The sequence below is a fragment of the Sphingobium sp. YR768 genome (genome assembly GCF_900111125.1).
GTDB lineage: Bacteria > Pseudomonadota > Alphaproteobacteria > Sphingomonadales > Sphingomonadaceae > Sphingobium.
In genome coordinates this window covers 154,512-178,244 of sequence record NZ_FOGE01000008.1, presented here as the reverse complement: position 1 = coordinate 178,244, position 23,733 = coordinate 154,512, and the positions used below count along the sequence as shown (strand labels likewise).

Below are 23,733 nucleotides of genomic sequence, written 5' to 3'. Positions count from 1 at the left end.
CGGAACAAGGCCGTCAAACACGACAAGCGCCGCTACAAACGGCGCAACCGCATCGAGATCATGTTCGGCCGCCTCAAGGACTGGCGACGGGTCGCCACGCGCTACGACCGATGCCCCAAAGCCTTCTTCTCGGCCATCGCCCTCGCTGCCACCGTCATCTTCTGGCTTTGATCAGTGAGTCCTGAGCCTAGCAAGGTGGTCACGCCGCCAGTTGCGCTCAATGCAATCCGATCGGTCAATCGATAGGTCGCAGTGAGCGTGCCCGAGATGTCCTTGAACCCCGCGCCAGTCGAGAAAGGGGAAAACCCCGAAGCAGGTGCTTCCAGATTGTCTACGCCGAAATACCGGTCGTTATGTTTCCGATCCGCCCAAGTAGCGGCGACGGTCGGCGTGAGGGAAAATTTCGAAGAGATGAGGATTGGATGAGAGATGCTCGCATCGGCGATGATCCCGCCTGTGCCGCCCGATATGATCTTCGTTACGCCCAAGGTACCAGTCAGGCCACTGGAGCGCAGATTGATATGTGCTCGAGCCCCCAGACCATCCGAGAGTTTCGAAATTCCCACCGGAATGTCGCGACGTCGATACCCCTGGACAAATACGGCGCTCACACCTGCCGATACCACCCCGGTGTCAATCGGCTCGATCCCAATGCCATTACGCAAGTTCGCGAAGAACCAGCCTTTCTTGATGTCGATGGCCGGCAACGGTAGCACCCTGTAGTCGTCCGAACCTTGATAGGTTGGTGTCACCGCGACGCCTGCCCCAAGTACGACACGATCCTGCGCCTGTGCGGGTGCGCTAAACCAGATCATTCCAATGACGCAGAGCGGTTCACCACTTAACTTGATAAGTTTGTTCATCGAGCCGGTCGCTCCATCGAATGAAATGTCAGCGGCCTCGATCTCGGGTGCGCGCCCTCAATCCCGCATCGCACATATCGCCGATATTATGCTTCATCGTCAATAAGAAACAATTTGTATCTTAAATAATCTTTATGAGGTGCGGTGCTCAGGGCAGGGGGGCGGTTAAAGGGATGAAGATCTGATCGATTATCGCCGCTATGGTCTCATCCGAAATCGGCTGCGCGGTCACGACGATCTCGTGCATCACAAGGCTGGGTAGCACGCGCATTACGCGAGCGTTCAGGCGTTCGGGAACTATCTCTCCGCGCGCTATGCCGCGTGCTATGACATCATCGATCGGGTTATCGCTGAAACGCGCGTCGGTGAAATTTACCTCTTCTGAAGCCATGTCTTCATGCATTTCGAACACAAGCTTCATGAGACTGGGAGGCGCCCGATCGGCAAATTTGCGCATTGCGCACTGGAGTTCATCTCTCAGATTGCCTAGGTCGGCTACAATTATGGGGTTGCGCTTCAAGTGCCGAACGATGGCGGACGAAGCGAGGCTCGCGCGCGTTGGCCAACGTCGATAAAGGACGGCTTGTCCCGGCTAGGCGCGCGACCGTTTCGAAGGTAAACTTGGTATAGCCGTTGGTAGACAATTCTGACCATGCCGCATCCAGTATGGCGCCTTCGAGTGCAAGCCCGCGACGCCTCCGGTTTGGTTCGTTACCCTCATCACTGGTCAAGATGTTCTCGTTCCTGTTGGTCTATGGCGGTCACGCGACGCCGACGGCGGCCCAGAAAAGATCTCTAGACTAATAGGATGAAAAGCCAACTCAACGGCAGGATATTGCCCTGCGCGGCACATAGCTGATCAGGTCACGAAAAGGCGCGTGAAGCTGAGGGGGAGGGCAAGCAGGCGATAAAGATGATCGCGCCATCATCAATGTTTCGGCTGATCGTTGATGCAGGGTTACCAAACATGATCATCGTCAGTGGCGACGATGATCATGTTCAAGTTCACCGAACTTCTGTAACTTAGAGTAAGCTCCAGACGTAGCCGGGCATGCCCTGATTGAGGTCGATGTGGTAAGAGCCTGTTTGGAAATGCGCCTTTGGCGCATCCGCACCGGCCCACACCCCCACCCGACCTCCCATCAGGATACCATGTCTGGGCGGTCGGGTGGGGGTGTGGGCCGGTGCGGCACTGAAAATGCGCTCTTCCGCGCATTTTCCAAACAGACTCTTAGGCCGCACTGCCGGCCTCGGCGAGCAAGGCTGCAAACCTGCTCAGCTCGCGGTTGAGCGCGACCAGATGCCCATGACAATTGCGAAACCCGGCCAATGCGCCGCCGATATGTTTATCGACTGAAGCCAGCGAACGAGGAGAAATAGAGCGCGTCGAATCGATCGAGCCGGGTTCTGATCTCCGGCGTTGTCTCTCCATAGACGTACAACTTCTCGATGCGGACGAGCGAGAGAAACTCCTCTGCGAAGGGGGCGAACGTTGTGTCGCTATGGGGTACGATGCCGGCGGGACGGTAGCGCTCGATGATGTGAACTGCTGTGCGATCTTCATTGACCACATATTCATATGTTAGCGTATCTGGCTCTTTACTCGTAGCGTCGACGATTTTGGCAATAAGGGTCTCAAACGCGGGAAAATCGTCCGGTTCGATCGACAGATGGTAGATCGTGTAAACCTCGTTCTTCATGTAAATTTCCTCTATTTGGACAACGGCTGCGCAGTGGTTGATCTATTTGCGTGCTACAGGCCGGCGGCTGACATGGTTTGCGTGATCTTGAGATTGCGAAAATGCGCTATTGTTCCGGATTCGAGCCATATTCCAACGCCGCCACGTTGCTTGGCGCCTAGTTTGAGATCTTGAACCACCAACGCGGGGGTGGATTTATTGTCGAGGTAAAGGACTGCTCGGCTCCCGCTGATTACCAGCTTCATCCTGATCCATCTCCCGGTGGCGATATCGGCGTAAGTCTCATATTTTTCCGGCGTTTCTCGGCGCAGTCGATCGAAAAGATGGTCCGGATAGGCCGCATATTGCACCGAATGATTGCGGCGAACCTGATCGTCCGCGACACTGTTGGTCGGCCGCAAATAGATATTTTCAAATCGGCCTGCCGCATCGATCCTGAACGCCAGGCCGATGAACCCACGCGCGTAGCCAGGGGCATCTGTAGCGAGGTCGCTCGCAACGTCGACCTCGATCGTCCCGTCCTGGAAGTCCAGCGGCAGCCAGGCCATGAAATTGCGGTCGCTCAGTTGCTCCTTCGCGGGATCCTGGTACGCGCTCGACGGCATGCGCATCTCGAACGCAGCGCTACCAAGATGGCGCCCCTTCGCTAAGGAAACGCCGGACAACCTGTAGTCAGCGACGTTGTCACCAACATGGGCTAGAACCGGGGGGGCAGCGAAGCATAAGCCCATCGCCGCACAACGTCCCAGAGTATGCCGCGACAGACGTCTCATTTCGCGTCCTGAAGAAAGGCTTCTAGGTCTGCGGCGAACTTTACGGGATTTTTGAACATCAGGAAGTGATCCCCCTGTTCCCCCTTGCTGTAGATGTGCAGTTGGGAGCCCGGAATGACCGACTGCGCCCATTTTTGACTCGGCACATTCGCGCTCCATTCCCCCGTGAAAATCGCTGTTGGACGGTCAATCTTGGTCCGCACGACGTCTCGCCAGTCATTTCCGGCATGGTCGTACATGATCAGCCCGAGCGATTTGGGATCGTCCTTTATGACAGCACGCGCGAAGCTCTCCGAGTTGGCGAAATATGGAGAATCCATCAGCATCAGCCGCGCGAGCAAGCTTGGATCTTTCGGATCGGGATTGGCAGGAGGTGTTGCTCCCAGTGCTGCAAGCAACGGTTCGGGCGAGGGGGCGATGGCGCCAGCCTCTTCGCGCTCCTGGGCCGACCAGTCGGCGTGGGAAACGATGGAGATTGGTTCGTCGACCAAGGCGAGCTTACGGATGCTCGACGTGCCGAACAGATCAATATACCCCCACAGGACCGAGGCGCCCATCGACCAGCCGCAAAAATCGGCTTGAGTGATGCCGAGATGGTCGACCAGTTGCTTAAGGTCCATCGAATAGCGCGAGATGCGCGTGCCATAATCGACGCGTTGTGAGAGCCCCTGATTGCGTGGATCCAGCACGATCACCCGATGGCGCTTAGCCAAGAGATACATAAGGTTTACATATTCGGCGCCATTGGCTGACCAGCCGGGAATGAAGATCAGCGGCGGTCCGTTACCCGCTTCCCAATAGCTGAGGGTCACGCCGTCATTGGTGACGAAGCGATTGATCGTAAGCCCTTTGAAATCGGATAGGTGACGAGGAAGACCGTCTATTTTGTGGGGAAAGGTGAAGTCGCGGCCCAGGACTGTGATAGCCGGCTCGGCCATAACGAGCGCCGGCGCGGCAGCCAGTGCACCAGCGAGGAGGCTAAGGGCGAGGCGAACGCCGGCGCGCATGATCAGGCCTCTCCGCCGCTATCGGGACCGCCGAACAGTTTGCCGGCACCGGCCCAGTCGCTTGCTTTTACGTCATCGAAAATGACGTAGATATACTTCGGATCGGTATCCGTGTTACGGACGATGCTTTCTGTGATCTCCGCTGCGACCTTTTCCTTCTGGCCGTGATCCTTACCTTCGAACCAACTGACACGTACGACGGGCATGGTTTTTCTCCTGCATTGTAAGAAAGGTCATTGGAGCCGATGGCTCCGCTGCATCCCCGATATAATTGTAGGCCAGGTAGCTTTAAATATGTTAGATTTCGCTTCTTAGTAGAATTGAGCGATACAATGCTGGATCCAGATCCTTTTTCGGGTGTCACGGTTTTCGTAACGGCAGCACGAGCGGGCAGCTTCACGCTCGCCGCAGAGCGACTGGGGCTGACCAAATCCTCGGTGGGAAAGACGGTCGCGCGTCTTGAAGAGAGGCTTGGCTTTAGGTTGTTTAACCGTACGACAAGGCTTATGCGGCTGACGGCTGATGGAGAAGCGTATCTGGCGGCATGTTCGGCCGCCATCGACGAGGTAACATCGGTGCAATCGGCGTTATCTTCCAGCAATCAGATATTGAGCGGTCGCGTGCATATCGACATGCCGATCGTGTTCGGCCGCAAGGTTTTGCTGCCGATCCTGATGGCGATCACCAGGCCACATCCGGATCTGAGCCTCAGCCTCACATTCACGGACGCGACGAGCGACCTCCTGCGGGACGATGTTGACCTCGCCATTCGGTTTGGAACTCTCTCCGACACCAGTAATCTCATCGCGCGGCGGCTGACGTCGCAGCGACGCGTCATCTGCGCATCGCCCGATTATCTCAAGATGTGGGGAACGCCTAAGGGGTTGGATGATATTCGGTTGCACCGCTGCATCGTCGGCGCACACAGGGGGCCTCCGCTTACATGGGTAGTGCGGGAAGGAAGCGTGGAACGGCGGCTGGTTCCACCTGCGACGCACCAGATCAGCGACGGGGAGGCGATGGTGGACGCAACCATAGGCGGGCTCGGCCTGTCTCAAGTTCCAATATCCATGGTCCGTGCGGATATTGGCGCTGGACGATTGCAGACCGTGCTCGATGAGTTTTCCTCAGTGGACGTCGATATCCATGCAGTGTGGCCTCAGCAGGCTCAGTTGAGTCCGCGTGTGCGTTTCATCGTCGACCAGTTGGTAAACTTCGCGGCCGAAGGCCGACTGGATTGAGCCTAGTGTAATTGCTGCTGAACCGGTGGGGTCGGATATCGAGTGATAGACGAGGTTAGGAGGGGGGCATGTGGGATCGCAGCAGCGCTGTGCTCACCTCATTATCTTAGAGGGAGACGCCCCCAGCTATGATGCCGGTCCAACCTACAGGAGATGTCCCTCATGGCGCGCAGGCTGCGTTCAAGTTTCAGATAGACATCGCCGCCATAATCCCATCCCAGCACGCCGAGGCTACCGGTATAGCCAAGGCGATCAAGGGCTGCCACAAGCGCAAAATTGTCCAGTTCTCCGCGATCTGGCGGTTCCATCGTGGCAATACCTCCCCAGCCCAGACGGGATAGGGCGCTGCCCGATGTTACGACTTGCATGAGCCAGGGCTTCATTGCCTCCAGCCGCTGTTCCAGTTGCCCCTCCTGCGCGCCATACCAATGATAGGCGTTGAAGGACGCCCCCAATAGGGGATGACGAAACCGCTCGCAGATCTGCACGACCTGGGTCGTCGTCTGCGTGACGTGGTGCAGATGCGGATAGAGTGCGAGTTTCAATCCACGTTGTTCGACGATTGGCAAAATCTTCTCGATGAACCGCAAGATGCCCGGCGCGCCGTTCATACTGGTCTGCACGGCCAGTTCCAGCAGTTCCACGCCTTCCACTCGCTCGATGATGGCTTGCAATGTCTGATCGTTCCGACCCTCGTGCAAGACAAGATAGAGCGCGCTGACATCGATCCCATGACTTGCCTTCACCTGTGGCAGGAGGCTCAGGTCGGTATAGGGTGTGCCGCCCCAGGCTGAAACGGTGATGCCGTCATAGCCCAATTGCGACAGCATTTCGCATTGTGCCTGGAACTCATAGATGCCCATCGACGTATAGAAGAAGGAATCCAGTGCATGGATCCGATGACGCATGGTGCGCTCCCCATATTAAATATTATGCAGGCTGGATCTGGGCCCAGTGGGGATGGGCGCGCAGCCGCGCTTCCATTGAACGGAATGCCGCTTTCGAGCGCTCAAGGTTGCCATAGACATCGCCGCCCATGCTCTCCCAGCCCAGAACTCCGTATGTTCCGGCATAGCCACGGCGCGTCAACGAACCGATAAGCACGAAATTGTCCATTTCGCCTTCATCAAGTGGTTCAATGGTCGCCGCACCGCCCCAACCAAGGGGAGACAGGCGGCATCCCGACAGATTGACCCGCCTGAGCCAGGGCCAGAGCGCATCGAGCCGGTCTTCGAGCGACCCCTCCTGATTGGCAAACCAATGATAGCCATTGAAGACGATGCCGAGCCGAGGATGATTGAACTTCCGACACAAAGCGACCGCTTCGGTCGTGGTCTGCATTCCGTATCTGATATGCGGATAAAGTATGATGTCGAGCCCCCGACGCTCTGCGATGGGGAGCAACCGCTCGATCATCCGCCGATCCGCGTCCTGCACGTTTTCTCCCGAATGAAGCGCGAGTTCGATGGTCGAACATCCCTCCACCGTCTCGAATATGTTGAGAACATGGCGTTCAAGACCAGGACGATAGATGAGGTAGATGGCGCCAACGTCCAGGCCCCATCTTTCCTTGACGGTCGGTAACAGGCCCAATTCGGGGCTCCAGGCCGACACGGTCAGACCCTGATAACCCGTCTCAGCGAGCATTTCGCACTGGGTTTCTAGTGGATAGGTGCCGATCTTGGTCTGGAAGATGAAATCCATGTGGTGAAGCGGAGCGCTCATGCTGCATCCACCAGCGCGGACGGCGTTTGTAAAGGGTCAGGCCCCACCGGGAAGTGCGGCAATACATATTCGGCCAGTTCGTCAATAACCTCCGACGCCGGACGGCGTTGCGGTTTGAAATGCAGGCCTACATGGGAAACGCCGTCACCTTCCTGGCGCTTGAACAGTTCGATCAAAGCCTTCCGGCCGGCCCGCAATATCCGTCCAGGTACAAAGGGAGCGTCAGGGTCCGCGTCCAGATCGAACATCGTACCATAGCCATAGGGTTTGAAGACGTCAGGGCTCAGGCTGCGCCAATCCGCCACGATCCCGGCCACGCGACGCGGGTCCGTGGTATAGGACATGATGCCATCGGTATTTTGCGCCGTCCACTCCATGCTCTGCCCCGCATGTCCGATGACGATGGCCGGAATTTTTTGGGCGGCTGGCTTTGGAACAAGATCCAGATTTCCCCTGAGTTCGCCATAATATTTCGACTGATGGACCGGCCAATCCTGCCCAAGAATGGTACGGATAAGGTCCAGAGCGTCGCGAAACCGGTCGGCGCGATCTTCATAATTCTTGCCGAAGGCGGGATATTCGGTCGGCCGATCGCCCGTGGCCACGCCCATGATGAACCGGCCACCTGAAAGTTGGTCGACAGTAGCGACCTGCTTGGCAATAATCAGGGGATCGCGAAGCGGCAACAGCAGCCCTGCGGTTCCGATCGCAATGTTCCGGGTGACGGCAGTCAGAAACGATGCATAAGCCAGCGGGTCGAACACCTGCCCGATGTCGCCAAATTGCGGATCGTAGAAAGGCACGTCGCGGAGCCAGATTGCGGCAAATCCGGCATCATCGACCTTGCGCGCCATCGCCGCATGGCCTGTCATGTAGGGACCGACGGTTTGCGGATAGCTTTCCAGCGGCGCGATGAACCCGAAAGTAAGCCGTCCTGGCTGGAACACGCGAGAATAGCCGGCATGCTGTTGTAGTTCGGCGGGAAGAAATGGCGGAATTGGGGCTGCTGACATGTGTTGATCCCTTTCAGAGGAATTTCCTGCCTCCAGATAGCGCAGCAACCAGTTTTGAAAATAAGGCTCAAAATCTGAACTTATCGGAATAAATTTCTCAAATCTTCGAGATGGGCGTAAGGGAGGCAGATGGACCAGTTCAGCGCGATAAATGCATTTATGCAGACGGCTGCGACCGGCAGCTTCACCCGTGCGGGCGGAAAATTGGGACTTTCGTCTTCCGCTGTCGGCAAGGCGGTCAGTCGGCTTGAAGAAAGCCTGGGCGTTGGTCTTTTTCATCGATCGACACGAGCGATGACATTGACTCCAGAAGGGCTGCTTTTTCTCGAACGATGTCGAGCAATCGTGAACGATCTGGAGAGCGCCCAACGTGAGATGACCGAAATCGCGGGTAAGCCTCGCGGCCAGCTGCGGGTAGGGCTCCCGCAACTGGGGCAACATCTAATGGTGTCGATCACCGCATTCCAATTGGCCCATCCCGATATCGAGCTGGATCTCGACATCTCCGATCGTCTGGTAGACATCATCGGCGAAGGTTTTGACGCGGTGATCCGGATCGGTAGTCTCGACGACTCCCGGCTTCGCGGACGTATGCTCGGATCTTACCGGCACCGACTTGTCGCTTCGCCAGCTTATCTCAAAACCCGTCCGTCACCGCGCTCGATCATCGACTTGAAGGAGCATGTTTGCCTTCACTACCGATACCCGACCAGCGGAAAGATCGATCCTTGGCCATTTGCCGCGCGATATATGCCCGTGCGCGACATTCCTCGAAGCGCAGCCGCCAATTCGATCGATGCGTTGCAGGACATGGCTCTGGCTGGACTGGGCATAGCTTGTCTTCCCGATTTCTGCGTCGAGGCTCCAATCGAGGCCGGCCTGCTATCTCCAGTCCTTGAAGGACTTCTCGACGACAGCCGGCACCTGCACGTCGTATGGCCAGCGAGCCGTCAACCGCTTCCCCGCATCAAGGCATTTGTCGAATTCATGGTGGGGCGAGCGGAAACGGGTGCCCTGTGGCGTCGTGCCTCTTCGTAAAGCGGGACGAAATCCAGCCCCGCTACTGGCGGCCTCTGGATCAGCCAGGCCCAGACCATCGCCATGGGCTATTTTACTTGCCCAAATGTCGGTCAATCCCGGTGGTCGGTGTGAAGCGTTGGGCCCAGTTCCAGTTTCAACGCCTCTAAGGCTGCATGGATTTTCGGAAGCAGATGTCTTCGGCGCGGGTAGACTGCCCAGATCGGCTCATCTTTCGGGCGGATGTCCTCAAGCAGGAGTTTGACCATGCCGTGGCGAAGATAAGGGAGGACATAAAATTCCAGCAACTGGCAAATCCCCAGGCCAGCGACGCAGGCCTCTATCACCGCTTGACCACTATTGCAGCGGTATCGGCCGCTAGGCCGATGATGGATGTCCTTGCCTCCGACGAGATAATGCCAACTGGTGCTTGTTCCCTTTATGCACTGATGATCGCTCAGATCCTGCACGGTCTTTGGTTCGCCCTGACGTGCGAGATAGTCGGGCGCGGCGCATGTGTAGAATCGCCGCTCCGCCACCAATGTGCCCAGCAAGCGACCGTCCTTCAGTTCCCCAGTCCGGATTGCGAGGTCGAAACCGTCCCCGACCAGATCGACGAGGTTGTTGCTGAGTTCGATCGACACATTCAGCTTGGGATGCTGCATTGTCAGGCGACGGATGATCGGCGCTACGAACCGTTCTCCCATCGTCGTCGAGCAGCTTATCCTGAGTTCGCCCTGCGGTTCCCCTTGCTCTCCGATAAGGGCGATGGCTTCATCCCGTTCGAGCACCAGGCGCTGGCAGTGCTCGAAAAACACCCGTCCGGCATCTGTCAGGCTGACCGTTCGGGTCGTCCGGTTGAACAGCGGAGCCTGAACGCGGCGCTCGAGTTCGCCGATAGACCGGCTCACATGGGTGGGCGACATTCCGATCGCACGCGCAGCCTTGGTGAAGGAATTTGTCGTCGCCACCGCAACAAATTCGTCAATGCCATCCCAATCAGACATCATTGCACCATGTATGGCATAGTATTTTGAGCAATGAGCATATTATCGCGCATATGGCAAGATGGTAGACGGGGACATCAACAAGGAGGAGCACCATCATGAAGACGCGTGCAGCGGTAGCGTTCGAGGCGAAGAAGCCTCTTGAAATAGTCGAGCTTGACCTCGAAGGCCCGCGTCCGGGAGAGGTGCTTGTCGAGATCATGGCAACCGGCCTGTGTCACACGGACGCTTACACTCTTGGCGGTCTGGACAGCGAAGGAATTTTTCCTGTCGTCCTGGGCCATGAAGGTGCGGGCATCGTGCGTGAAGTGGGCCCCGGCGTCACATCGGTAAAGCCCGGGGATCATGTCATCCCGCTTTATACCCCTGAATGCCGCCAGTGCAAAAGCTGCCTGAGCGGCAAGACCAACCTGTGCACCGCCATCCGCGCGACGCAGGGGCAAGGCCTTATGCCTGACGGTACGTCGCGCTTCAGCTATAAGGGTCAGTCGATCTTTCACTATATGGGCTGCTCGACCTTTTCGAACTTCACCGTCCTGCCGGAAATCGCCGTGGCGAAGATCCGTGAAGACGCGCCGTTCGACAAGAGCTGCTACATCGGCTGCGGCGTCACCACGGGCGTCGGCGCGGCGATCAATTCGGCAAAGGTGCAGGTCGGCGACACGGTCATCGTGTTCGGCCTGGGCGGTATCGGGCTGAACGTGTTGCAGGGCGCACGCATGGCCGGGGCCAACATGATCGTGGGCGTCGACCTTAACGACTCGAAGGAAGAGTGGGGCCGTCGCTTCGGCATGACGCATTTCGTCAATCCTTCGAAGATTGATGGCGACATCGTCGCGCATCTGGTTGCGCTGACCGATGGCGGCGCAGACCATACGTTCGATTGCACCGGCAACACGACGGTCATGCGTCAGGCGCTTGAGGCATGTCACCGTGGATGGGGTGTTTCCACCGTCATCGGCGTGGCCGAAGCGGGCAAGGAGATTTCCACCCGTCCGTTCCAGCTGGTGACGGGCCGTGTGTGGCAGGGCAGCGCCTTTGGCGGTGCGCGCGGCCGCACCGACGTTCCCAAGATCGTCGACTGGTACATGAACGGCAAGATCGAGATCGATCCCATGATTACCCACGTGCTCAAGCTCGAGGAAATCAACAAGGGCTTCGAACTCATGCATTCGGGCGAGAGCATTCGTTCCGTCGTAATATTCTGATCACCATTTCCAAGGAGAAGTATCATGGCAGTTATTTCCGGTGACGGCGTTTTCTCGCACGTCATGATGGGCGCCCACGATCTAGACGCTTCGGTAAAGTTCTACGATGCGGCACTCGCCGCGCTGGGCATCGACAACCTGGGGCCGTTCGGTAATGGCTGGGTGCTCTATGGGCGTAACAAGCCCGCCTTCATCGTCGCACGCCCGGGTAATGGCGAAGAGCCGACCAGCAATGGCATGACGATCGGCTTTGCCGGCGCGATCACTGCCGAGGTCGATGCGTTTCACGCGGCCGGTCTCGCCGGCGGCGGCACGGACGAAGGCGCTCCTGGTGCGCGCAGCCATCTGCCGGGCGCCTATGCCGCCTATCTGCGTGATCCGGCAGGCAACAAGATCTGTTCGTACACCTTCACCGACGGCAACTAAGTCATGAGCGTGGAGCAGGTTAGCGCCAATCTCGCCTTCGGCGGCGTGCAGGGGGTGTACAAGCACGCCTCGACCGCCACCGGCACGGACATGACTTTCTCGGTCTATGTCCCGCCGCACGAAGCGGGAACGAAATTGCCGGTTGTCTGGTATCTTTCGGGCCTGACCTGCACCCATGCCAACGTGACTGAAAAGGGCGAGTTTCGGCGCAAGTGCGCCGAACTCGGCCTGATCTTCATCGCGCCGGACACGTCCCCGCGTGGTGAGGGGGTGCCCGACGATGCGAACGGGGCATATGATTTTGGCCTGGGTGCAGGCTTTTACGTTGATGCGACACAGGCGCCTTTTGACCGCAACTATCGCATGTGGACCTATGTCACGGACGAATTGCCTGCCCTGATCGCCCAGCACTTCCCGGCCGACCTGGAGCGGCAGTCGATAATGGGGCACAGCATGGGCGGCCACGGTGCGCTATCCATTGCTCTTCGTCACCAAAAGCGTTTCAGGGCAGTGTCCGCTTTTTCCCCGATTGTCGCGCCGAGCCAGGTGCCTTGGGGCGTCAAGGCGCTGACTGGCTATCTGGGGGATGATCGTGACGCATGGCGAAAACATGACGCCATCGCGCTGATAGAAGACGGCGCACGGGTTTCTGCGATTCTGGTCGATCAAGGCGATGCAGATCAGTTTCTCGCAGAACAGCTACGCCCTGATCTGCTGCAAGAGGCTTGCAGCGCTGCCGGTATCCCGCTGACCCTGCGTATGCAGCCCGGATATGACCATAGCTATTATTTCATTTCGACCTTCATCGCAGACCATCTGATCTGGCATGCAGAGCGATTGGGATAGCAGTGCGATCGGAAAACGGTCTGCCCGGCTCTCATTTCGTCAGTCGGCATATGTTTCAGCAGAGTAGAGCCGACCCGACCGTGGAGATGGTCGCCTGCTCATAGTCGACCGGCTGACCTTCAGCGCGCGCAGTGGTGGATAGAGAACCATCTCGCGCGATAGCGCGGTGTGAATGTCAGGGTGCATGCATGGCGTGATAATATTTCCGTAAGTCCGACAGGCTGTCAGTGAGGCTGCCTCATCCGATTATCAGCACATCGTTGGCATGCAGCGGCGCGAGCTGCTGGCCTCTCATGTCGTGTCAGGCAGGGCGCTCGGCGGTTGCCATGGAGACTTGTGCAACTCCGTCAAAGATGGGGCCAGCGTGAGAAACGAAAAGAGGCAATTTCGACCTCTTGATCTGATGATCGGGTTATCGATCATCAGATCAAGAGGGGCGTTCGCTGCTATCAGTGGTCAAATGGCCGTTCATGCCCAGCGAACGTTACTGCCTTTTTCGGGCGCAGATCGACGCCGTCAGTATCTCATCCTTTTATCCAGTTCCCGTCCGTCTGCGCATCGATCGCGATGTCGAATGTCTGGATATGGGCGGCTATCATGCGGTAATATCCCAGGACAATGATCGCATCGCTGAGATCCTGGATCGAAAAATGCTGGAGCGCATGCTTGAGCAGCACACCGGTCGCCTTGCCTTTTTCAAGAATGGCTTTGCCGAAGCGCAAAAGCACACGTTCATCCTCGCTGAACGCCTCGGCATCGTTGAGCTGGTCTTCGGCAATTGCGATGAACTGCTCAGGGCGAACACCTGCGGCCTGGGCAATGGAGACATGCTGTTCCCATTCATATGCCACGCTTTGATGTGCGCCGACCATGAGAACCAGAAGTTCCTTGTGGTAGTCGGAAATCGTGAGGTCGCGGAAGATCGCGTTGGTGAGATCCATGACCGGGATGAATGCGCCCGCACTGTGACCCAGCATGCGGAAGAAATTCACTTTCGTCGGCTGTGCGTCGAACTTCTTCTGGACAGCCTCTGGGAGGGTCGAGAAATCCGGATAGTCTATGCTGACCTTCGAACTGATCATGTCGTTTACTTGAGACAGGTTGTTCATATCAGTTTCCTTAGATGGTTAAGAGCGAGCAACCTCAGCGCTTAGAGTCTGTTTGGAAAATGCGCGGAAGAGCGCATTTTCAGTGCCGCACCGGCCCACACCCCCACCCGACCTCCCAGACATGGTATCCTGATGGGCGGTCGGGTGGGGGTGTGGTCCGGTGCGGATGCGTCAAAGGCGCATTTCCAAACAGCCTCTTAGCGCCTTTGCTCAGTCGCGAGATGGTCTGCAATCCAGTGGTGGACAGAGGTTAGGGTTGGCCTCCATCCCAGCGCGGGAGTTCGCAGACTGTGGACACGACTGTTGGATGCAAGTGAGTATCGCGCGCGCCCCCGTCCCCAGCGCACTTCTGCCACATCAAGCGTGATGGATCGGGGGTCGCCGAGACCAAGTCCGGCGGCGATGGATCGGGCCATGTCGGCAAATGAGGCCTCGCCGCTTTCCACGAAGGCAAATGTGCCCGCGGGCGCGTGGTCCAGGGCAAGCAGATAGAGATCTACCACGTCAGCGATATGCACCGTGGACCAGCGGTTGAGGCCACGGCCGATATATGCGGCCTGTCCAGTCTCCCGCGCGAAGTCGATCAACAGCGGAAGTTGAACACTTCGTGCATCTGGCCCCAGAGCATCTCCGAAGATCAGCGAATTGCAAAGCACGATCGAGCGGATGCCGGATTGCGACAGGATAGATTGATCCAGTGCAACGCGCGCGGCCTTGTCCCTGGTGGGTGCAGGCATGTTCTCCTCGTCGACCACCGTATCACTCGGCTCGCCATTGGCATCGTCTGCCACGATGCTGCTACCGCTGGTGTGCAGGAGAGCCTTGCCTGACCCGGAAAGGGCCCTGAGCAATGTGTCGATTGCAGGGCGATCATCACTGCTTGCCGCATTCACAACCGCGTCCGCTGCGGACGCCTCCGCAGCCAGCAGATCATGATCTGCAAGCGTGCCATGAACTGGTACAATGCCGAATGCCTCACAGGCCTGGCCTTTATCGTGCGAACGCACCAGGCCACGCACTTGGTGACCACGCCTGACCGCCTCGGCCGCAAACGATCCGCCGATGAAACCACTGGCGCCCGTGACAAAAATTTTCATGCTAGATCCTGTTTTGTCAAAAGCCTGACACGACAACTTCGGTGTGATCCACGATCGGCGGAGCGGCGAAAAAATCTCCGACCAACTCGCGCCAAAGTGCATAATCGTTCGAAGTGCGAAATGCGACGACATGGTCGTCGAGGGTTTGCCAGCCGATTACGACCAGATAACGATCAGGATGTTCCACCGATCGCTCAAGGCGGGCGCTATTGCATCCGCGGGCTCGTTTGAACAGCGGAAGTGCCTGTGAGAAGCGCTGCTCAAACAGCGGTCCTGTGCCAACTTTGACCTGAATATTCGCCACTTCGTATATCATTCAAGCTCCTTCGGGGCATGACGACCGGCGGTTAGTGGCAACGATCGTCGGTCGCCTTACGAGCCATGTAGGTAAGAAGGCGCTGGTGAAAAGGGGAAGCATCGAATGCTCGCCTGACGATTGAAGGGAAGAGACCTCGATTGGCATGGCCAGTTCAAACAGTGCGAAGGGTTGGGTATCGCTTCACCTCTCCAAAGCACACCTGAATAGCCCCTGGATTTCTGGACGCCCTGGGTTCCAATTTGGAGGACAGGAGGAGACTATAGACAATGCCAATTTCAGTGATGCGTTCAAGCGTGATGCGGTGGCCCGGATTACGGAGCGGGGTCAGGACGTAGCGGAGATTTCGAACGGCTTGGGGGCGGTCAGCACTCGCTGTATGCGTGGAGGAAGCAGTTCGGAAAGATCGGTGGCTGAGCTTCGTGACACCTTGCAAATGCGAACGTTGCGTCGCCGAAGACAGTTGCGCATAATTCTCTCGTCAATCATATGGCGGCGCAGTGGGCGCACCACTGTCGTGATGGTCTCAGCCATGGAATAATCTCTCCTGACCAGGGGGCTTCTTCAGCAACCAAAACTTTCTATCACGACGCCATTCCGGCCAGTACTCGCACCCCTTCCGCGTCAGCGACTCCGTTCAATTGACCTTTTAAACGCGGCCTAGATTACGGTCTGGAGCGTTGCGGATCGCTTCGGCAATCGCTTCCCGCAACGGCTTTGGCCGGTAGTCATGACCATAGGGCAATGGCCTGAGCGGCTGGTGATCGGCACGGGGGGAGAATTGCTGAAGCCAACTATATTTATCGACCATGCCCCAGCAGAGCAGTTCATCGACCTCAGAATAGGAGAGCGTCAGATCAAGGTAGGCCTTTGCCACCGACGCCACGCGATTGTCTCGCTCCTTGATGGAGCCGGTGACGCCACGGTCGCTTACATCGAATTCGGTGATGGCGAGGCGGTACCCCATTGAGACCACTTCGTCGAGGAACGTTCGCCAATCACGTTCGCGCTCGCGCGATTGAACCATGTCTCCACCGGACCCTGATGAGCTTTGCTCTGTCCCTATATGGCTCTGAAGACCCAGTGCGTCGACAGGCACCTGTTCGGCGCGGAACCGGCGCAGGAGCTTGAGCACACCGGCGCGATGCTTAGCTGATCCGGCGCCCCATGACATATAGTCGTTATAGACGCGGCGAGCGTGAGGCGCTTTGCTTTTGGCCGCCTCGAATGCGATCCGAATGGCATCAAATCCCAGCTTGTCCTGAAAGAGGGAGGCCCGCAATTCGCCCGTGGCTGGGTCTATCGTTTCATTGACGACGTCCCAGGCGTAGATGCTCTCCTGGTAATGTCCCGCGACGGTCCCGCAATAGGATGTTAGCCAGTCAGCCAATTCGCTCGCCGGCGCATCGGAATATCGCTTTACCAGCCATTCGGGCGTATATTTGGGATGGTTCCACAGTAACGCATGGCCTCGTATCTTCTTACCATGTGTCTTGGCCCAATCGCAGATCAGATCGCCCGGCGCAAAGTCGAAAAAGTCAGGCCGGCTGGCGATGACATATTGCTTCATTTCATTTTCAGCCACGATCGTGCCGCATTCGCGATCGACGATCGCCATCACGCGGGGGTCGGCCAGCATGCCGGTCAAAGAGCCGACTGGGCCCGCGCCCACGGATGTGCCGAACAGCATCCCTTTGGTCTGTGCCAGGCCGGCAAGGGATGCCATTGCGCTGGGCCGAGCAGACAGAGGCGCGGGCAGGCTGCTGCACAGTATGCCGGAGAGCATTGCCCTGCGAGAGAGGGCGATGTTCGGATGGCGTCGTCCATCATCGCATTCAGCTTGACGCTGGACAGCATCAACGGCTGCCGATTGGAACGTTCGCTGTGCGAGTTTGTCCATAGGATGCGCCTCCCTGCGCAGATTTTCAGCGTGGCTTTGCGGTGTAGAGACCGACTACGGTTCCCACAAATCCGCCGGCCCGCTCGGTCGTGAGAAAAGTGACGTCGAGACCGGATTTCAAGGTTCGCTTCCGCCCGCCATTGGAATAATCGAAGGACCATTTCCCGTTATCGGTGCGAATGGTCAGGGTCACCTCCCGTCGTGGATCGACCGGCGCAGTTGCAATCGGTGTTTCCTCGGCCTCCCTGTCACGCATGTACAGCGCAACTGCCGGTTTGCCGGCAATGCGCGTCACACCGAAGAACAGATTGGATTGATCGCTCTGGACTGCCGCCAGGCCAGCTTGATCGCCATCCTTAAGTGGCATGAAGTGCATCGTGGTCGAGATCGTCGCAACGTGATGTTGCAGACGACGGCCGATGAAGCTGGGCGCCTGGCTTAGATCACCCAGTCGAGAGCCTGCCCGCATCTCCAGACCATCTTGTGCGACGTTATAGAATGGCCGTTTCGGTGTGCGAATTCCGATCCATTGGAGGTCCAGGTAATCCCCGTCAAATGCATCGACGTAGGAGAAACTTCCGCTGGTCGGCGGGTTGGAAGGCGGATTTGACGGCAGCCGAGGCCTGCGGGCAACGGAGGGAACGACCTGCCCCTGATCGAGGATGTGCGGCCAGCCATCCTGCCAGCTTACGGGCGCCAGAAAGGTTTCCCTACCAATCGTATATTTGTCGTCGGCATATGGCCTGACGCCAAGAAACACTGCCCACCAGTCACCTTTTCCCGTTTCTACAAATTTTGCGTGGCCAGCAGCGCTGATTGGGTTGGGCCGATCAGACGGCAGATTGCGCTGGGTAAGGATGGGGTTTGTCTTCAGGGGGATGTATGGCCCCCACAGCTGGTCGGATCGAAAGACGACCTCGGAATGGTTCGGGCCGGTTCCGCCCTCTGCGGCGATCAAATAATATCGGCCATCCTTACGGAAAATATGCGGCCCCTCGATCCACACCGGCTTCTGGGTGATATCTACCCCCCCATTGACGATCTGCCTGCTTTCACCGACCATCTTGCCGGCGCGCCAGTCAAATTCCTGAATCCAGATAGCCCGGTGCCCATTATAGCGCGGTGCTTCATCTGGTGCCCGATTGTTGACGATATAGGCTCGGTCGCCTTCCCAAAAAATGGAGGGGTCGATCCCTTCGAACGGCAACCATATGGGGTCCGACCAGGGGCCGGCGGGGTCTTTTGCCGTAATGACGAAATTGCCTTTACACCCTACACAGGTGTTCACGATGTAAAAGATGCCGTCGTGATAGGAAATATCAGGGGCGAAGGCCGCTTCTGATATCTTTCTTCCCGTGAAATCCAACTGTGTTGGGCGGTCGATCGCATTGCCGATCTGCACCCAGTTTACAAGATCCCTCGACTTGAAAATCGGCAGGCCGGGGTAATGGGCGAATGACGAATTGACGAGATAATAGTCTTCATCGGCACGCGTTACTGAAGGGTCAGGATAATAGCCCGAGACGACGGGATTGCGATATTCGCCTGCCGATATCGCCTTCTCATCCGGCGTCCGTCCGTCATAGCTGAACCGCTCGAACCGCGCAGTTTGCGCCCCGATCGAAGATTGGAATGACGACGTTAGCGCTATCAGTGCGATGGCAAGTCGGTAGTTCATTATCCTCCCTTCCTTTATTCGGTTTATCGGGTTGCGGTGGCAGACTACTTAGGCGCCGGAGAGCGCTTGGCCGGCGGTTGACTGATCGACGAAAGCGACAGCTTGCTAACGGCGACATTATCGTCGATCCGCCATAGGCGCACGCTGTGATGGCCTGCTTTGAGTGTCCCAAGCGCCACGTCGACAAGGAATCTATTGTTCTTTACAGCCCGCGTCCATTCGGGGCCATCGACCTTCAGGTTCATCGAGGCGATCTTAACGTCGCCACCGTCAACCGATACGCCGATGCGCAACCCGTCAGTTCCGTTCGTATCCAGCGTTGGAAGGAGGGACAACTGTAGGATTGCTTCTCCACCCTGCCGGAGCGCCATATCGTAATCGATATGGATGGCGTCCTCTATGGTTGTTGATGGCTGACCCTGCGGCAATGCAATGATAGCCCCCGACGCATCACCAAGATGAGGTATCACGCTCCATTGCAGGGTCTGCGAACCGTTCCTGCTCGTGAAAGCAGCCGCTTCAACGGCCGCACCATCTAGAATTCGATTGGGTATCGAAGAGAAGCGAACAGCGGGAGGTTTTGTACTGCGGTTTATAAGCCTGGCGAGCGGCGGCATGATATCCATTTTGGGATCATTCCACGAGGTGTAGCCGAACTTCGTCTGCGACATCATGCCGTCCCATTTGCCGCCGTTCAGTGCATGATAAAGTTCGCTAAGACGCTTATCTTCGCGAAATGCAGCTTGTGCGATATCGGCAAAATAGTCTGCGCGCTGGTCCTGCATCCCCGCCAACCGCCGGTTCCAAGCGATTGCGTAGTGAAAATGATAGAGATTCGTTAGAGCGGCGATAGGATATTCGACCAACTGAAACCAGGCATGTCGATACGCGACTGGCAAACGCCCGCGGACCTTCGACATACGCGCCTGCAATATATCCCACTCGCGAACGATCGCGCCAAACTCGCCTCCATCCAGTGCACGCGGCGAGACGGAGCCCAACGCAAAACCCTCCGCATCGACAAGTTCAGGTTTGCGGCGCGATGCAAGCCGCGAATAGTCGGTCAGAAGTTTGCCGATAGTGGGGCCAAGAGTTTTGCCAAACTGGGTGGTGGCCCAATCTGTGGGAAAATCGACAAGCGCTTCGGGGGACATGGCGTCAGGGTTCCAGGCCATCTTCATGAAGAAGCTGGTCGGAAACTCCATGGGTTTGAGATCGCCGACATTGGCGATCCAAAGCCTTTGCGCGCCGCGTTGGTAGGACAGGTCCATCTGCTGCCAGATCTTCTCGATCTGCATGGTGTTGAGCCATTTGTAGCTACGTGGACCGCCGACATAGTCGAAGTGATAATAGACGCCATAACCGCCGGGGCGGTCGAGGGGGGGGGTGGGCAGGCGGCGGATCTGTCCCCAATTATCGTCCGCGAACAGGAGGGTGACGTCATCAGGAACCTTGAGGCCTTGGTCAAAATAATCCTGCACCTCCTTGTACAGTGCCCAGACTTGAGGCGTCTGTGAGGCTGGGCGCCCCGTGACGTCGGCCAGGATATTGCGCTGATCGGCCACGATCTGTTCGAGCATTCCGCTTGCATTGCTGTCGCTCATCGGCTCATCGCCATCGCCGCGCATGCCGATGGTGACGAGTTGATCCTGAGGGCGGCTTGCTCCGGCGCTTTTCACCATTCGTTCGATGCCACCGCGCCAGAAAGTTCGCAGATTTTGGCCATTCGACGCATAGCTCCACGCGCCACCTGTGATTCCATCTTTCTTGTCGCGGTGCCATTCGACCTGTGCGCGCATCATCGGTTCATGATGCGATGTTCCCAGAATGATGCCCCGGGACTGGGCAAGGGGCATGGTTGTTGCGTCGTCGGCGCCGATCGCTTTACCCCACATGGCTGGCCAAAGATAATTGCCTTTGAGGCGCAAGATTAGATCGAAGACATGCGAATAGAGCTTGGCGTTTATCCCACCAAATTTCTCTCGACCCCATTTGCCGAAAGATGGTTCTTCATCATTGATGAAGATGCCGCGATACTTGACCTTGGGTGCATCGATGCGCGATCCGGCCGTCAGGAACAGATTGGCACGACGGGCGACGGGTACGTCCGCCCACCAGTGCCAGGGCGAGACGCCAATTTTCTCCGATAGGTCATAGGTGCCAAAGATGGTGCCGCGCCGATCAGCGCCCGCTATGATCAGGGCGCGTGCGATACCCGGGAAGGGGTGATCGAGCACGATTTGCTTATAGGCTTCCCATTTTCCAGTGATTTCCGCATCAGCGATGCGTCCGGTTTCGATCAGGCGGTCAATCAGGGGGCTTCGCCCGATTTGTCCTATCACTACGACGGCATCGCCGTGCGATGGCAAGGCCTTTAAACCTGCGGTCGGAGCGACAGCCGCCACGCGCGAGAGGTCCTCGGAAAATCCCATGGCGGCGGCGAGTATGGCAGGGTCGGCATCAGCATCCACGACGACTGGTATGGGGTGGCCGCCTGAAACAAGAGCGATTGCGCCAGGGGAGGCCTTCGGACAGGCTGTAACTGGGGCCGAGCAGCCGTGGGCATGGCTAATGCCTGGCCACAGCGTGGACGCGGCGGCGAGCCAAGCGAAAGCCCAACGGTGTCGCTGTCGGAGAAACTGCCCCGTCATGCAGATCACCAGTTGAACATGGTGCCGTCTTCAAGCCGGTTTACCGGCAGGAAGGCGCGATTATATTCGTACTTTGCAGCCAGTTCCTCGTCGATGTCCACACCCAGACCTGGCGCTTCGCCCGGATGCATCGCGCCATTCTCAAAGGTGTAGGCGTGCGGGAAGACGGCGTCGGTTTCGGGCGTGTGGCGCATATATTCCTGCACGCCGAAATTCGGCACCGACAGGTCGAAGTGGAGCGCGGCCGCCATGCAGACCGGCGACAGATCGGTCGCACCATGGCAACCGGTGCGGACCTGATAGAGATCGGCAAGGTTCGCAATCTTGCGCAGATGGCTGATGCCGCCGGCATGAACCACGGTGGCGCGGATATAGTCGATCAGCTGGTTTTCGATCAGTTCGCGGCAATCGTGGATCGAATTGAAAATCTCGCCCACGGCCAGCGGCGTGGTGGTGTGCTGGCGGATCAGCTTGAACGCTTCCTGATTTTCAGCCGGGGTCGCATCTTCCAGCCAGAAGGGGCGATATTGCTCCAGATCCTTGCCCAGGCGACCGGCCTCGATCGGCGTCAGGCGGTGATGGATGTCATGCAGCAGATGGACGTCCCAGCCCAGCGCTTCACGGGCGGCCTTGAACAGTTCGGGAACGATGCGGAGATATTTGCTGGTATTCCACACATTTTCGGTCGGCAGGTCGGCGTCGGCGGGTTCGTAGAAATATTTGTCCTTCGACACGCCATAGGTGCTGGCCATGCCCGGCACGCCGCACTGGATGCGGATCGCCTTATAGCCCTGCGCCTGATACTCCAGCGCGACCTTGACCGTATCCTCGATCGTGGTGCCGTTGGCATGGCCATAGACCATGACGCTCTCACGGCTGGCGCCGCCCAGCAACTGATAGACCGGCAGGCCGGCCAGCTTGCCCTTGATATCCCACAGCGCGGTGTCGACGGCGGCGATCGCCGACATGGTCACCGGGCCGCGACGCCAATAGGCGCCCTTGTAGAGATACTGCCAGATATCCTCGATCCGGTGCGCATCCCGGCCGATCAGGCAGGGAATGACATGGTCCTGCAAATAGCTGGCAACCGAGAGTTCGCGGCCGTTGAGCGTGGCGTCGCCCAGACCGTAAACGCCGTCTTCGGTTATGATCTTCAAAGTGACGAAATTGCGGCCGGGGCTGGTGACGATGACCTTGGCGTCGATGATCTTTACGGCTTTCGACGCGCCCTGACCGACGGTCGTCGGCAATTCATGTCTATCATGCGACACGATCGGATTAGTCCGTGGCATCAACCCTCCCTCACAATTTGTTTGACCAATATTGCATGCCTGCATTACCAATTCAATCGACTTCGGCACGTAATATTGACACTGTTGGCCATGGCGGTAATCGATATCCATGGATTCCGGTGCTCCCAATCGTCTGTATGCGCGCGTGGCCGAAGCGTTGAAGGCAAGAATTTGCAAAGGCGAATTCGCGGTCGGCCAACGCATGCCTGCGGAGCGGGTTCTCGCTGTAGAATATGAGGTTTCCAGGCCCACGATCCGCGAGGCTCTCTTCGCACTTGAGATAGGTGGCTTTGTCGAGGTGCGTGTCGGCTCGGGCGTATATGTTCTCGCAAACGCTGGCACACAGGAGTCTGAAGGCGCCGACATGGGGCCCTTTGAAATTCTTGAAGCGCGTCGCCTCATCGAAGGTGAGGTTTGCGCGATAGCTGCCGCCCGGATCACTAAGGAGCAGATTGAAGAGCTTCAGCGATTACTGATTCAAATCGACCATAGTGGCGATGGAAATCTCATGCGTTCAGAAGAGGCTGACCGTCGTTTTCACATTCTGATCGCCGAGGCGACACAGAATAGCGCTTTGGTCAACGCCGTGGAAGCGCTCTGGGATGCACGGGAGCGTTCGCCTGAGTATCGGTTGATGGCCGATAAGGCTCACGCGGCTGGCGTCGTGCCCATAGTAGATGAGCATGCCGCGATTGTTCAGGCACTGCTGTCGAGGAACCCGGCCATGGCTCGCGATGCCATGCACCAGCATCTTGGTCGTGTGCTCGACTCCATCCTTGTTGCGACGGAGGTCCACGAAGTCGAGCTCGCCAAAAAGCGTGTTGCGGCGCAGAGGCGGAAGTTTGTTTCCGTTGGTTGAAGCGT

Annotated in this window: 24 protein-coding genes; 7 read left to right on the top strand and 17 right to left on the bottom strand. The window is 57.6% G+C overall.

The annotated features are described in order from the left end of the window. Positions 1-171 (top strand): transposase (locus BMX92_RS12030; RefSeq protein ID WP_143066779.1); only part of this gene is annotated, 171 nt, incomplete at its 5' end. On the opposite strand, the gene BMX92_RS12025 is transcribed toward BMX92_RS12030, so the two are convergent. The 6 genes from BMX92_RS12025 to BMX92_RS12000 form a co-directional block, all read right to left on the bottom strand. Then, the gene (locus tag BMX92_RS12025; protein WP_093016698.1) at positions 102-863 is read right to left on the bottom strand and encodes a MipA/OmpV family protein; all 762 of its coding nucleotides are present in this window, start codon (positions 861-863) and stop codon (positions 102-104) included. The genes BMX92_RS12030 and BMX92_RS12025 overlap by 70 nt on opposite strands. 148 nt (positions 864-1,011) lie before the next feature. Further along, positions 1,012-1,383 (bottom strand): TetR-like C-terminal domain-containing protein, encoded by a 372-nt coding sequence (locus BMX92_RS12020; protein WP_093016696.1) that lies wholly within the window; start codon positions 1,381-1,383, stop codon positions 1,012-1,014. Between the two features lie 826 nt (positions 1,384-2,209). After that, entirely contained in the window at positions 2,210-2,563 is a 354-nt protein-coding gene (locus tag BMX92_RS12015; RefSeq protein ID WP_093016694.1) for a putative quinol monooxygenase, read from the bottom strand. A gap of 53 nt (positions 2,564-2,616) precedes the next feature. Beyond that, positions 2,617-3,336, bottom strand: coding sequence for a hypothetical protein (locus BMX92_RS12010; RefSeq protein ID WP_218145778.1), 720 nt, complete (start codon positions 3,334-3,336; stop codon positions 2,617-2,619). Beyond that, the gene (locus BMX92_RS12005; protein WP_093016690.1) at positions 3,333-4,343 is read right to left on the bottom strand and encodes an alpha/beta fold hydrolase; all 1,011 of its coding nucleotides are present in this window, start codon (positions 4,341-4,343) and stop codon (positions 3,333-3,335) included. Before BMX92_RS12005 ends, BMX92_RS12010 begins: the two co-directional genes overlap by 4 nt. Positions 4,344-4,345: 2 nt before the next feature. Then, positions 4,346-4,549 (bottom strand): tautomerase family protein, encoded by a 204-nt coding sequence (locus BMX92_RS12000; protein WP_093016688.1) that lies wholly within the window; start codon positions 4,547-4,549, stop codon positions 4,346-4,348. A 126-nt stretch (positions 4,550-4,675) separates the two neighbouring features. Here BMX92_RS12000 and BMX92_RS11995 point away from each other — a divergent pair, with 126 nt between their 5' ends. Further along, the gene (locus BMX92_RS11995; RefSeq protein ID WP_093016686.1) at positions 4,676-5,584 is read left to right on the top strand and encodes a LysR family transcriptional regulator; all 909 of its coding nucleotides are present in this window, start codon (positions 4,676-4,678) and stop codon (positions 5,582-5,584) included. A 101-nt stretch (positions 5,585-5,685) separates the two neighbouring features. On the opposite strand, the gene BMX92_RS11990 is transcribed toward BMX92_RS11995, so the two are convergent. From BMX92_RS11990 to BMX92_RS11980, 3 genes are read right to left on the bottom strand one after another with little or no spacing between them, the layout of a single operon-like run. Continuing rightward, on the bottom strand, positions 5,686-6,492 hold the full coding sequence (locus tag BMX92_RS11990; protein WP_093016684.1) for a sugar phosphate isomerase/epimerase family protein: 807 nt from the start codon (positions 6,490-6,492) through the stop codon (positions 5,686-5,688). A gap of 22 nt (positions 6,493-6,514) precedes the next feature. Further along, entirely contained in the window at positions 6,515-7,288 is a 774-nt protein-coding gene (locus BMX92_RS11985; protein WP_218145777.1) for a sugar phosphate isomerase/epimerase family protein, read from the bottom strand. Between the two features lie 17 nt (positions 7,289-7,305). Next, positions 7,306-8,370, bottom strand: coding sequence for an LLM class oxidoreductase (locus BMX92_RS11980; protein ID WP_218145776.1), 1,065 nt, complete (start codon positions 8,368-8,370; stop codon positions 7,306-7,308). Between the two features lie 81 nt (positions 8,371-8,451). Between BMX92_RS11980 and BMX92_RS11975 the strand changes: the two genes are divergently transcribed. Continuing rightward, the gene (locus BMX92_RS11975; protein WP_093016678.1) at positions 8,452-9,360 is read left to right on the top strand and encodes a LysR family transcriptional regulator; all 909 of its coding nucleotides are present in this window, start codon (positions 8,452-8,454) and stop codon (positions 9,358-9,360) included. Between the two features lie 92 nt (positions 9,361-9,452). Here the strand turns inward: BMX92_RS11975 and BMX92_RS11970 are convergent, their stop codons facing one another. Continuing rightward, positions 9,453-10,346 (bottom strand): LysR family transcriptional regulator, encoded by an 894-nt coding sequence (locus tag BMX92_RS11970; RefSeq protein ID WP_093016743.1) that lies wholly within the window; start codon positions 10,344-10,346, stop codon positions 9,453-9,455. 98 nt (positions 10,347-10,444) lie between these two features. On the opposite strand from BMX92_RS11970, the gene BMX92_RS11965 reads away from it, so the two are divergent. Genes BMX92_RS11965 through fghA form a run of 3 tightly spaced genes read left to right on the top strand, consistent with a single transcriptional unit; the run spans position 10,445 to position 12,826 of the window. Then, positions 10,445-11,554 carry an S-(hydroxymethyl)glutathione dehydrogenase/class III alcohol dehydrogenase gene (locus tag BMX92_RS11965; protein WP_093016676.1) on the top strand — a complete coding sequence of 370 codons (1,110 nt, stop codon included), beginning with the start codon at positions 10,445-10,447 and terminating at the stop codon, positions 11,552-11,554. Between the two features lie 24 nt (positions 11,555-11,578). After that, positions 11,579-11,980, top strand: coding sequence for a VOC family protein (locus BMX92_RS11960; RefSeq protein ID WP_093016674.1), 402 nt, complete (start codon positions 11,579-11,581; stop codon positions 11,978-11,980). A 9-nt stretch (positions 11,981-11,989) separates the two neighbouring features. Then, positions 11,990-12,826, top strand: coding sequence for an S-formylglutathione hydrolase (gene fghA, locus BMX92_RS11955; RefSeq protein WP_218145779.1), 837 nt, complete (start codon positions 11,990-11,992; stop codon positions 12,824-12,826). Positions 12,827-13,350: 524 nt separating this feature from the next. Here fghA and BMX92_RS11950 read toward each other — a convergent pair. The 7 genes from BMX92_RS11950 to manD all read right to left on the bottom strand — a co-directional run bounded on the left by BMX92_RS11950 (position 13,351) and on the right by manD (position 22,869). Next, positions 13,351-13,935 carry a carboxymuconolactone decarboxylase family protein gene (locus BMX92_RS11950; protein ID WP_093016670.1) on the bottom strand — a complete coding sequence of 195 codons (585 nt, stop codon included), beginning with the start codon at positions 13,933-13,935 and terminating at the stop codon, positions 13,351-13,353. A gap of 197 nt (positions 13,936-14,132) precedes the next feature. Further along, a complete protein-coding gene (locus BMX92_RS11945; RefSeq protein ID WP_093016668.1) occupies positions 14,133-15,032 on the bottom strand; it encodes an NAD-dependent epimerase/dehydratase family protein in 900 nt (299 codons plus the stop codon). A 16-nt stretch (positions 15,033-15,048) separates the two neighbouring features. Further along, positions 15,049-15,348: an antibiotic biosynthesis monooxygenase family protein gene (locus BMX92_RS11940; protein ID WP_093016666.1), complete on the bottom strand. Its 300-nt coding sequence runs from the start codon at positions 15,346-15,348 to the stop codon at positions 15,049-15,051. A gap of 649 nt (positions 15,349-15,997) precedes the next feature. After that, the gene (locus BMX92_RS11935) at positions 15,998-17,248 is read right to left on the bottom strand and encodes an endo-1,4-beta-xylanase (RefSeq protein ID WP_093016664.1); all 1,251 of its coding nucleotides are present in this window, start codon (positions 17,246-17,248) and stop codon (positions 15,998-16,000) included. Between the two features lie 25 nt (positions 17,249-17,273). Continuing rightward, the gene (locus tag BMX92_RS11930) at positions 17,274-18,926 is read right to left on the bottom strand and encodes a glycoside hydrolase family 43 protein (protein ID WP_093016662.1); all 1,653 of its coding nucleotides are present in this window, start codon (positions 18,924-18,926) and stop codon (positions 17,274-17,276) included. Between the two features lie 44 nt (positions 18,927-18,970). Then, the gene (locus BMX92_RS11925; protein ID WP_218145775.1) at positions 18,971-21,397 is read right to left on the bottom strand and encodes a glycosyl hydrolase 115 family protein; all 2,427 of its coding nucleotides are present in this window, start codon (positions 21,395-21,397) and stop codon (positions 18,971-18,973) included. A 185-nt stretch (positions 21,398-21,582) separates the two neighbouring features. Beyond that, a complete protein-coding gene (gene manD, locus BMX92_RS11920) occupies positions 21,583-22,869 on the bottom strand; it encodes a D-mannonate dehydratase ManD (RefSeq protein ID WP_256213402.1) in 1,287 nt (428 codons plus the stop codon). 109 nt (positions 22,870-22,978) lie between these two features. Between manD and BMX92_RS11915 the strand changes: the two genes are divergently transcribed. After that, positions 22,979-23,728 (top strand): FadR/GntR family transcriptional regulator, encoded by a 750-nt coding sequence (locus BMX92_RS11915; protein ID WP_093016658.1) that lies wholly within the window; start codon positions 22,979-22,981, stop codon positions 23,726-23,728. The last annotated feature ends 5 nt before the right edge of the window (positions 23,729-23,733 follow it).

Coding starts and splice junctions, on each gene's coding strand:
- BMX92_RS12025 (WP_093016698.1), bottom strand. CDS start 863: ATGAACAAACTTATCAAGTTAAGTGGTGAACCGCTCTGCGTCATTGGA.
- BMX92_RS12015 (WP_093016694.1), bottom strand. CDS start 2,563: ATGAAGAACGAGGTTTACACGATCTACCATCTGTCGATCGAACCGGAC.
- BMX92_RS12010 (WP_218145778.1), bottom strand. CDS start 3,336: ATGAGACGTCTGTCGCGGCATACTCTGGGACGTTGTGCGGCGATGGGC.
- BMX92_RS12005 (WP_093016690.1), bottom strand. CDS start 4,343: ATGCGCGCCGGCGTTCGCCTCGCCCTTAGCCTCCTCGCTGGTGCACTG.
- BMX92_RS12000 (WP_093016688.1), bottom strand. CDS start 4,549: ATGCCCGTCGTACGTGTCAGTTGGTTCGAAGGTAAGGATCACGGCCAG.
- BMX92_RS11995 (WP_093016686.1), top strand. CDS start 4,676: ATGCTGGATCCAGATCCTTTTTCGGGTGTCACGGTTTTCGTAACGGCA.
- BMX92_RS11990 (WP_093016684.1), bottom strand. CDS start 6,492: ATGCGTCATCGGATCCATGCACTGGATTCCTTCTTCTATACGTCGATG.
- BMX92_RS11985 (WP_218145777.1), bottom strand. CDS start 7,288: ATGGATTTCATCTTCCAGACCAAGATCGGCACCTATCCACTAGAAACC.
- BMX92_RS11975 (WP_093016678.1), top strand. CDS start 8,452: ATGGACCAGTTCAGCGCGATAAATGCATTTATGCAGACGGCTGCGACC.
- BMX92_RS11970 (WP_093016743.1), bottom strand. CDS start 10,346: ATGTCTGATTGGGATGGCATTGACGAATTTGTTGCGGTGGCGACGACA.
- BMX92_RS11965 (WP_093016676.1), top strand. CDS start 10,445: ATGAAGACGCGTGCAGCGGTAGCGTTCGAGGCGAAGAAGCCTCTTGAA.
- BMX92_RS11960 (WP_093016674.1), top strand. CDS start 11,579: ATGGCAGTTATTTCCGGTGACGGCGTTTTCTCGCACGTCATGATGGGC.
- BMX92_RS11950 (WP_093016670.1), bottom strand. CDS start 13,935: ATGAACAACCTGTCTCAAGTAAACGACATGATCAGTTCGAAGGTCAGC.
- BMX92_RS11945 (WP_093016668.1), bottom strand. CDS start 15,032: ATGAAAATTTTTGTCACGGGCGCCAGTGGTTTCATCGGCGGATCGTTT.
- BMX92_RS11940 (WP_093016666.1), bottom strand. CDS start 15,348: ATGATATACGAAGTGGCGAATATTCAGGTCAAAGTTGGCACAGGACCG.
- BMX92_RS11935 (WP_093016664.1), bottom strand. CDS start 17,248: ATGGACAAACTCGCACAGCGAACGTTCCAATCGGCAGCCGTTGATGCT.
- BMX92_RS11930 (WP_093016662.1), bottom strand. CDS start 18,926: ATGAACTACCGACTTGCCATCGCACTGATAGCGCTAACGTCGTCATTC.
- manD (WP_256213402.1), bottom strand. CDS start 22,869: ATGCCACGGACTAATCCGATCGTGTCGCATGATAGACATGAATTGCCG.
- BMX92_RS11915 (WP_093016658.1), top strand. CDS start 22,979: ATGGATTCCGGTGCTCCCAATCGTCTGTATGCGCGCGTGGCCGAAGCG.